This window comes from Roseovarius sp. BRH_c41, assembly GCF_000961715.1.
GTDB lineage: Bacteria > Pseudomonadota > Alphaproteobacteria > Rhodobacterales > Rhodobacteraceae > Roseovarius.
In genome coordinates this window covers 1-6,159 of sequence record NZ_LADY01000054.1, presented here as the reverse complement: position 1 = coordinate 6,159, position 6,159 = coordinate 1, and the positions used below count along the sequence as shown (strand labels likewise).

The following is a 6,159-nucleotide window of genomic DNA, read 5'->3' as shown; positions in this document are numbered from 1 at the left end:
GCGGTGGCCCCGAAGCTGCGCGCCAAGGCGGCGGGCCGGGCGGTCGATCTGTTCCTGTCGCGCGATGCGCTGGTGCCGGGCGCATTGGCCTTCATGTCGGATCGGGCCGCGCGACGGCTCTGCGACCGACTGGTGGCGCTCGGCGTCTTGCGCGAACTGACAGGGCGGGACACGTTCCGACTGTACGGGGTTTGAGCATGGGGCGGCGCGAGGACACAGAACTTGACCGCGAATTGCCCGTTCTTCCCCCTGAGCTGCGCTGGCGGGAATGGATGCGTCGGATCGAGGCGGTGCTGTTCGCAAGCACGACCCCGGTGGCGCGCGAGGATCTGGCGCGGGTCGTGGGGCAGGGTGCCTCAGTCGATCTGTTGATCGAGGATCTGGTAGTGGATCTGGAAGGCCGACCCTATGAGGTGGCACAGGTGGGCAAGGCGTGGATGCTGCGCACGCGCGCGGCCTATGCCCCAGCTATCCGCGCCGCGGCGGATGTGGGCGGCCAAGCGCTGAACCTGTCGGAATACGATCTGGCCGTGCTGGCGGCGATTGCGTATCACCAACCGGTCAGCCGCGACGGGTTGAAGGACATCTTCGGAAAAGAGATCAGCCGTGACCTGATCGGCCGACTTGCCGAGCGGGACCTGATCGGCACCGGCCCTCGCGAACCCCGCCGTGGCGCGCCTTATACCTTCGTCACCACCGAGGCGTTCTTGGCTGCCTTCGGGATGGAGTCCTTGCGCGACCTGCCAGACCCCGAGCAATTGGACGATGCAGGCTTAGCAGGTCCATCGGAAGCCACGGAAGGTTAGGCGACTGGCCAAGCCTCAACAGGAAATCGGCGACGTTGGTGAAGCCGGATTGCTGCCCGCAGCAAGGCGGCCAGATCAGGCTCTCTGGAGGAGGAGGTCGGCACCGGCCCGGCAGTTTCGCCAAGCCGATCTCTGAGCGTCCTGACCAACCCCTTGTGGTTTTCGGAGGCGCGGGCCAGCCCGAGCCAGAAGGTCAGCGGGCCGCGTTCTGTGGGGTCTCTTACCTCGATCTGCCGCTCTGACAACCGCTGGAAGAAATTGTAGCGAACCCGATGCGACAAGAATGGGACCGTTGATGTCGCCGTTCTGACGGGCACTGGGTGTTTCATAAGCTGCACGGCAAGAGACTTCCGGTCGTCCTGCGCGCGCTCAGCGGAATCAAGGCGCAGCAGATCGTCGATCAGCCGCTCGAGGCGCCGGGCGCCCGTGCTTGCCGGGCCAGTCGGTTTTGCGAGAGGGGCGTCGCAGAAGGCGCAGTACTGTTGTGGCACGAGGCGAGCCTGACGAAATGGCGCAAGGCTCTGCCCACAAGACGGGCAACGGTCGCGCAAGCGGCAGCCATGGCGAAAGCAGGACACGCGGGTTGCCAAGGTCCAGCTCCGCCGGAAATAGGGCACCTCGTCTTCCCCCAGGCAGGAGGGACAGAACTGCAACCAACAGGACTGCGCCGTCGATGTCCCTGCATCTTGCGGCCGGGTCCGCAGCCGCAAGCGCAGGGTCGAGAGTGGACTGTTGGCCAGACAAAGACCGTCGATCTCGTCGGGGCAGATCGCCGTATGGTCGAGCAGCAAGCGACGAACAGAATCCGGCAGATGCCGGTCAAGTTGCGCCGACCATGTCTCGCCGGCCACCCCGAGCACCGCTCCAAAATAGCGCGGCGGCACACCATTGGCATGTGCAAGCCGATGCAGCCAGCTTGACAAAAGCTCCCCAGGAGCTGGCCGGACGTCCACCGGCCAGCGATGCCCCGCGGCCACTCTATAGCGGCGGGCCGGGGAGACGGTGATCCTCTGCGCACCGCTGGTCATGTCATTGAATGGCGCAAGGCCGAGTTCCGTCGCCGTGACAGCGGTACATAGCCGAGGGCCATGACGGTGCTGGACGTGATCCTTTCCTCACCGCTCTCAACAGCTGCCACCGCCGTCCGGGTGACGATGTCGACCACCTCGCCAATCAGCCCTTCCGACAGATCATGGATCATTTTGGCCAGGGGAGGTCGTGAGAGGTTTGAGGCATGCGCAAGCGGCATGCTGGCCTCGAGACTGTCGAGAAGCGTGGCGAAGTCTTCGTCGAATCCCCACCGTGACACTGCGACCGTATCGAACCGCGAGCCCATTTCTTCAGTGTCGTGCAATGCATCATAGACAGCGATTTCGCCGACAAGCACGGGCGAGATGTCATGCACGCGTGCGATCCGCCGCAGGAACGAGAAGATTGCCTTCACATCCTGTCGGCGTCCGCGCAGAACACTGTGGAATTCGTCGAAGATGAGCAGGCGCGGCTTGACGCTGTCGAGAAGATGATCGACCTGTTCGCTGGCGCGGGACAGGCTACGCCAGCCGGCAGCTTGCGGGGCGCGCAGTCCGGACAGAATGCTGGCGTAGAAATGCGACAGGCCTGCCCCCTCCCGGGTCTGGATGACCCAGACCCTTTGCCGGTCGGCACGGCGCAGATGTTCGACGGCGAAGCGTTCGGCGATCATGGTCTTGCCGTTGTGATAGGGACCAGCAATCAACAAGCCGCGTGGACGGAGTGATGGCGGGCGTTCCAACAGCTGCCGCATCGCATCATGTGCCGCAGAGGCACCGGTATGGCCTATCCAGCGTGGCGCCCGAATATGAGCAATGCGGGTGGCAGCATCCGCATCGAGCAACGCTGAGGTTGATGGTAGGAGATGGTCGGCCATGCTACCAGGTCTCCACAGGAAAGACGCGGCGGGGTCGGTCAGGTTCTGGTCCGGTATGGGTCGCCTCCGAAACCTGCCCGACATTTTGATACGCCTTCGGCGCGTCTGCGGCGTGTCGGGCCCTGGTCATTTCCCGCAGGTGAGCCTTCTTGGATTTGGCCCCGGCGACGGTCGCCGCGATTTCCCGGCGCAGAAGCGTCTTTTCCTGCGCCGGTCGTTGTTGGCTCTCTCGCGTGCGCGCTCGGTCGGCTTCATGCTGCCAAAGGGTGATTGGCATGGTCACCCCATCCCGCCGCTTTACCGGACGCCAGATCCGCGTGTCGGGATCGGCGATGTAGATCCGGCTGATGTCCCGGGGGTCGTAGCATAGATCCAGAGGTGGCAACCGGTCACGGCGGGCGACGAGAGGCCCAAGCCATTGCTCGAAGTAGTCGGTGGCGAACAGGCTGACGCCCTGGGGAGAGATGCGGCGTGTTGTGCGGGGGAGAAAGTTGAGCAGGACTTGGTCAGGATCATCGATCGGCCGGTCCGTCGGTGGAAGTCGCAGCTCCCATTCGAGGCGAGGCACAGTCAGCTTGCGCGCGTTCTGGGTCTGGTTGTGATCGACGATTGCCAGGGCGATGCAACGCTCGAGGGCCGCGAAGGTCAGACTTGCCCTCTCATCGGACGAATAGTCGCCGCGATCCGCGATCGACCGTCCGGTCTTGCCAGGAAGAGAGCGAAGCACCGTGTTCACTTTTCCAAGGAGGCGCTCGACAACCCCACCTCGGTGAACTGTGCCCTTGTTCCGGGTTCGGACGGTGATCCCGAAGTCGGCGCATCCTTTCGTAAAGGTACTGCTCTGAAATTCCTTGGCGGAGTCCACGACGATCTGCTTAGGGCGGCCATGCATCACCCACGGGTGCGCGATCCCGCGTTCGGCCAGCCAGTTATCCTTGCTGCATATCGCATGGGCAAGGCACAAGGCGACCGAGAGCCGGGACGGACGCTCGAGGGTCAGACAGAAGCCGATGATGGCACTCGTCGCCACATCGGCGGCGATGGTCAGATAAGGTCTGCCAACGAAGATGCCATGATCGTCGATCACCTCGACGAACTGGATGTCGGCCGGGGTATGATCGATCTGGACGACCTCAAGGGCGTGGGCGGCACGGATGTATCCCGGACGCGGCTTCAGGCGGTGAAGATGCTTGCCACCGGAAAGCCGCCGCCGCGCGATCTCCTCTGGGGTGAACACGCGCGGGATCCGCTTGGCCACAGTGACATAGGACGGGGGCTTGTACCCTTCGCTGTCACAGCGCGCACGGATTTCGTCGACGATGGGCGCGAGATCGGGTTGCTCTGGCTGCAGCCACATCTTTCGCAAAGTGTCGGAAATGATGGCTTCCACGCTGGCCGATATCCTCGCACGCCGCGCGCCATTCGTCCGAGGAAGAAGCGACGAGACACGGCGGTCCTCCCGATACCGGGCGAGGTGATTGTAGACCTGACGCGTCGAAAGGCGCAGTTCCACCGCTGCCCGGCTGACAGCCTCCCGCATCGGCAAGTCGCCATCGAGAACCCGGTCAAGTTCGCGAGCGATCCGAACCGCCTTCGACCAAGCCTCGTCTGAAGCGCGGTAAGCTGCCCGCTCCAAAGGCCGATCTTTGCTGAGCGCTGTCATGCCGCCGTGCCCTTCAAAACCTATTGAAGTCCATAATGAAATTGAAATCGCAAAGCAGAAACCCGCGCCACTTCCGGAGGTACCTTGCGGAAATCATGTGAAAACCACGCAGTGAAATCGTGAAGGAAAAGCGACAGTGGTTTCTGCCCGGCCCGATGGAAGAGGAGCCCGACGATCTGCCTCCCGGGCCACGAGCAGGGCCCAGCGAGACCGTAGTGCTCGATGACTGGCGGAAGGCAGAAGCGGGCCATGCGGCACGTCTTGCTCGCGTCGCGGGCAGGCAAGGTGCTCTGGACGAGCGGCTTCGGCGTGGGCCGGAGGGTTGGCGGCACAGACTCGCCCTGATCGAAGCGGCAGATCTGAGTTGGTTCGCAGGTGATCGCATCGGGCCTGATAGGCTGGCGCTCTGGATGTCGTTGCGCTTGTCCGGCGTTCACGACGAGACAGCGGCGCTTGCGCGTGTCGGATGGGCCGTGCGGCGGCTGACGGGTGGACCGGGGCCCGAGGTGGACCTGTCGGCTTTCCTCGACCGCCGCGACCCCGAGAACCTCAGCGATGAGGCCGAACCATTTGCGGATCGCGCGGGCGGTTGGCTGGACCTGATGGCGCAAGCCAACGATCTGCACCCGATAACCCGCGCAGCAATGGGATTTCACCTGTGGAGCCTTGCGGGCCTTGGGCAACAAGGCGACCGGATGGAAGCGGCTGTCACGGCCGCACGGATCGCAGCCAGTGAGGGGAAGGGGGCGGTCTTTGCGCCTTTGGCAATGGGCGGGGCAGGGGGGCTGCGCGCCGGTGGCCCGCCCGCTGACCGGCTGGCGCGGTGGCTCGACGGGATGGAGACGGCTTGCCTGACCGCTATGCGGCACCTCGATGATATCGAGACTTGGGCGGCAAGAGCTGAAGCCGCGATGACCATTCTCTCGGGCAAGACCCCGCGCGCCTTGCGCGCCGTGCTGACCGAGTGGCCACTTATATCCGCTCCGATGGCCGAGGCACTGACGGGAGCCAGCCGAGCCGCCATCCAGCGCAACCTCGGCTGGATGGAAGCGCATTGCCTGATCCGCGAGATGACCGGGCAGGGCCGGTATCGGATGTGGCGCGCAGCGAAATAAAGGCCTCGACTGGGCGGTAACCGTCGGGGAAGAGGATTGCCTCGACGTCCATAGCTTCATTGAGGATGTGGAGGATGGTGATGCTGTCGGCGCTAATGCGGAAAAAGATCAAATACCGGCCATGCACTCTGCGACGGGGCAGAAGGGCTGCTTGCTCTCAAACGTCTCGGATACGAGGGCAAGGGCGATATCACCGTGATTTCTGACGGTGAGGACTGTTTGAAGCGCTTGAAATTAGCACTTCCGCAGCCGGCCAAGCACATCCTCGACTGGTTTCACATTGCCATGAAGCTGCATCCCATCGAGCAGACTGCCGAGTGTTGGGCGCGCCGACTGCCGCCGAACGAGCGGAAGGAGCTTCTGGAAGACATAGCAGCGGTGAGAAGGCGTCTCTGGAATGGTCAAACAGACAGGGCAATTGACCTTGTCGGTCGACTGTTTCACGACCTGAAGGCAGATGAACAGGGCAGCTCCGCGATCGTCTCGCTACGCGGCGGCCTGTTGAACTTGCGCATCTACATCGACCAAAACCGGGGCTCGATAACCAACTACGGCGCGAGATATCGCGAAAGGAAACGGATCGCCTCAACGGCCGCTGAAGCGAGCGTCAACAATTTGGTCGCAAGGCGAATGGTCAAAAAGCAGCAGATGCGTTGGTCGGAACGCGGG

General features: G+C 63.4%; 6 protein-coding genes and 1 pseudogene. 4 read left to right on the top strand and 3 right to left on the bottom strand.

Going from position 1 to position 6,159, the window contains the following annotated elements; translation table 11 throughout:
- Positions 1–195, top strand: a 195-nt coding sequence (locus VR71_RS16295) for a DUF1403 family protein (RefSeq protein WP_045685785.1), incomplete at its 5' end; no start/stop codon positions are given.
- Positions 196–197: 2 nt separating this feature from the next.
- On the top strand, positions 198–806 hold the full coding sequence (locus tag VR71_RS16290) for an SMC-Scp complex subunit ScpB (RefSeq protein ID WP_045685784.1): 609 nt from the start codon (positions 198–200) through the stop codon (positions 804–806).
- Here VR71_RS16290 and VR71_RS25180 read toward each other — a convergent pair.
- Genes VR71_RS25180 through VR71_RS16275 form a run of 3 tightly spaced genes read right to left on the bottom strand, consistent with a single transcriptional unit; the run spans position 803 to position 4,375 of the window.
- Positions 803–1,834 (bottom strand): TniQ family protein, encoded by a 1,032-nt coding sequence (locus VR71_RS25180; RefSeq protein ID WP_296430497.1) that lies wholly within the window; start codon positions 1,832–1,834, stop codon positions 803–805. The two genes, VR71_RS16290 and VR71_RS25180, sit on opposite strands and share 4 nt — an antisense overlap.
- Positions 1,831–2,712 carry a TniB family NTP-binding protein gene (locus VR71_RS16280; RefSeq protein ID WP_045685783.1) on the bottom strand — a complete coding sequence of 294 codons (882 nt, stop codon included), beginning with the start codon at positions 2,710–2,712 and terminating at the stop codon, positions 1,831–1,833. The genes VR71_RS25180 and VR71_RS16280 overlap by 4 nt, the downstream gene beginning before the upstream one ends.
- 1 nt (position 2,713) lies before the next feature.
- Positions 2,714–4,375, bottom strand: coding sequence for a Mu transposase C-terminal domain-containing protein (locus tag VR71_RS16275; RefSeq protein WP_045685782.1), 1,662 nt, complete (start codon positions 4,373–4,375; stop codon positions 2,714–2,716).
- Positions 4,376–4,530: 155 nt separating this feature from the next.
- Here VR71_RS16275 and VR71_RS16270 point away from each other — a divergent pair, with 155 nt between their 5' ends.
- Together VR71_RS16270 and VR71_RS16265 are read left to right on the top strand one after the other, a co-directional pair.
- Positions 4,531–5,490 carry a hypothetical protein gene (locus VR71_RS16270; protein ID WP_296430498.1) on the top strand — a complete coding sequence of 320 codons (960 nt, stop codon included), beginning with the start codon at positions 4,531–4,533 and terminating at the stop codon, positions 5,488–5,490.
- Between the two features lie 195 nt (positions 5,491–5,685).
- A pseudogene (locus tag VR71_RS16265) lies at positions 5,686–6,159 on the top strand (ISKra4 family transposase); the annotation flags it as partial.

What these genes read in the sequence shown, in the direction of transcription:
- VR71_RS25180 (WP_296430497.1), bottom strand. Translation starts at nt 1,834, where the DNA reads ATGACCAGCGGTGCGCAGAGGATCACCGTCTCCCCGGCCCGCCGCTAT.
- VR71_RS16280 (WP_045685783.1), bottom strand. Translation starts at nt 2,712, where the DNA reads ATGGCCGACCATCTCCTACCATCAACCTCAGCGTTGCTCGATGCGGAT.
- VR71_RS16275 (WP_045685782.1), bottom strand. Translation starts at nt 4,375, where the DNA reads ATGACAGCGCTCAGCAAAGATCGGCCTTTGGAGCGGGCAGCTTACCGC.
- VR71_RS16270 (WP_296430498.1), top strand. Translation starts at nt 4,531, where the DNA reads ATGGAAGAGGAGCCCGACGATCTGCCTCCCGGGCCACGAGCAGGGCCC.
- VR71_RS16290 (WP_045685784.1), top strand. Translation starts at nt 198, where the DNA reads ATGGGGCGGCGCGAGGACACAGAACTTGACCGCGAATTGCCCGTTCTT.